Origin of the sequence: Mycobacterium sp., assembly GCF_040398885.1 — a bacterium.
GTDB lineage: Bacteria > Actinomycetota > Actinomycetes > Mycobacteriales > Mycobacteriaceae > Mycobacterium.
The window spans coordinates 1682-3833 of record NZ_JBBATF010000218.1; the positions used below are offsets into that span (position 1 = coordinate 1682).

2 protein-coding genes are annotated in these 2152 nt (G+C 69.9%); one reads left to right on the forward strand and one right to left on the reverse strand.

Annotated features, from left to right (window positions below; translation table 11 throughout):
- Nucleotides 1-96 precede the first annotated feature (96 nt).
- Nucleotides 97-504 (reverse strand): DUF5319 family protein, encoded by a 408-nt coding sequence (locus tag ADBZ5U_RS14930; RefSeq protein ID WP_526811492.1) that lies wholly within the window; start codon nucleotides 502-504, stop codon nucleotides 97-99.
- A gap of 103 nt (nucleotides 505-607) precedes the next feature.
- On the opposite strand from ADBZ5U_RS14930, the gene guaB reads away from it, so the two are divergent.
- Nucleotides 608-2152: IMP dehydrogenase (gene guaB / locus ADBZ5U_RS14935; RefSeq protein WP_526811494.1), on the forward strand; the 1545-nt coding region annotated here is incomplete at its 3' end.

Below are 2152 nucleotides of genomic sequence, written 5' to 3' on the forward strand. Positions count from 1 at the left end.
GCGACGACGGCAACCCCCGCGCCCACGCCGGCTCAGACGGCGGCGGTCACCACCTCAGCGCTGGTTCCGGTCCCCGCGGGTTGATTGAGCGAGGTTTCAGCGCGAGCCGTCGTAGTAGTCCGACGTCGCCTCATTCAGCGAGGCGTCGGCGAACCCGCGGCAGTAATCCCACGTGACGTAGGCATCCGGTTCCGGGTCGTAGGCCGGTTCGTGCGGACGTACCGTGCCGTCGATGAGAAGCTGAAGTAGGTTGGCCCGCAACATGTCCCAGTCTTGGTAGTGGTCCTGACTGCACTCGTCGCAGCACACCACCAGGCCGCGGATCCCCCGTCCTGCCAGCAGCGCCTCATAAACCGCCAAGTCGGCCAGATCCGCCTCGACCGCGGCCCGCTCCTGCGGATCCAGCGGCTCGCCGGGCTCGAGGGCGTCGAGTGCAGAGGACGGATCGCACGGGTCGTCGGCGAACGGATCGGGCGGCAGGCCCGGTGGCAGGTGGTCGCGCACGCCCCCACATTACTTGAGCGGCATCGGTAGCGCCCCGGGAAGCCACCCGACGAGCCGATAGGATGAAGTCCCCATTCCCGCCCGCTGATGGAGGCCCGCGCCTATGTCCATTGCCGAAGACAGCACCCACCGGGTCGGCGGGCTCAACGGCCTCAGCGCCGGGGCGCTCGCCGGCGCCCCGCGAACCGGTGGCGACGACCCTGCCAAGATCGCGATGCTGGGGCTCACCTTCGACGATGTGCTGCTGCTGCCGGCCGCCTCCGACGTGGTCCCGGCCGACGCGGACACCTCCAGCCGGCTGACCCGCAAGATCCGCCTGAAGGTGCCCCTGGTGAGTTCGGCCATGGACACCGTCACCGAGGCCAGGATGGCCATCGCCATGGCCCGCGCCGGGGGACTGGGGGTGCTGCACCGCAATCTCTCCATCGCCGAGCAGGCCGCCCAGGTGGAGATGGTCAAGCGGTCGGAAGCCGGCATGGTGACCGACCCGGTGACGTGCTCGCCGGACAACACCCTGGCCGAGGTGGACGCCATGTGCGCGCGCTTCCACATCTCCGGCCTTCCGGTGGTCGACGGCGACGGCGCCCTGGTGGGGATCATCACCAACCGCGACATGCGCTTCGAAGTCGATATGAGCAAGCCCGTCGCCGAGGTCATGACCAAGACTCCGTTGATCACGGCTCAACAAGGGGTGACCGCTGATGCCGCCCTTGGGCTTTTGCGCCGCAACAAGATTGAGAAACTCCCCATCGTCGACGGCCACGGCCGGCTCACCGGGCTGATCACCGTGAAGGATTTCGTCAAGACCGAGAAGCACCCGCAGGCCACCAAGGACAGCGACGGCCGGTTGCTGGTCGGGGCGGCCGTCGGTGTCGGCGACGACGCCTGGGAGCGGGCCATGGCGCTCGTCGAGGCGGGCGTCGACGTGCTGGTGGTCGACACCGCTCACGCCCACAACCGCCGGGTGCTCGACATGGTCGGCAAGGTCAAAGCCGAGGTCGGGCACAAGGTCGAGGTGGTCGGCGGCAACGTGGCCACCCGCGGTGCGGCGGCGGCGTTGGTGGAGGCCGGGGCAGACGCGGTCAAGGTCGGGGTCGGCCCCGGCTCGATCTGCACCACCCGGGTGGTCGCCGGGGTGGGGGCCCCGCAGATCACCGCGATCCTGGAGGCCGCCGCGGTCTGCGCCCCCGCCGGAGTGCCGGTGATCGCCGACGGCGGCCTGCAGTACTCCGGTGACATCGCCAAGGCGCTGGCCGCCGGTGCGTCCACCGCGATGCTGGGCTCGCTGCTGGCCGGGACCGCCGAGGCGCCCGGCGAGTTGATCTTCGTCAACGGCAAGCAGTTCAAGAGCTACCGCGGCATGGGGTCGCTGGGCGCCATGCAAGGCCGCGGGGAGGCCGGGGCCGCCAAGTCCTACTCCAAGGACCGCTACTTCCAGGACGACGTGTTGTCCGAGGACAAGCTGGTACCCGAGGGCATCGAGGGCCGGGTGCCGTTCCGCGGGCCGCTGTCCACCGTTATCCATCAACTCACCGGCGGTCTGCGGGCCGCGATGGGCTACACCGGCGCGGCGACCATCGCCGACCTGAACCGGGCGCAGTTCGTCCAGATCACCGCGGCCGGGCTCAAGGAGAGCCACCCGCACGAC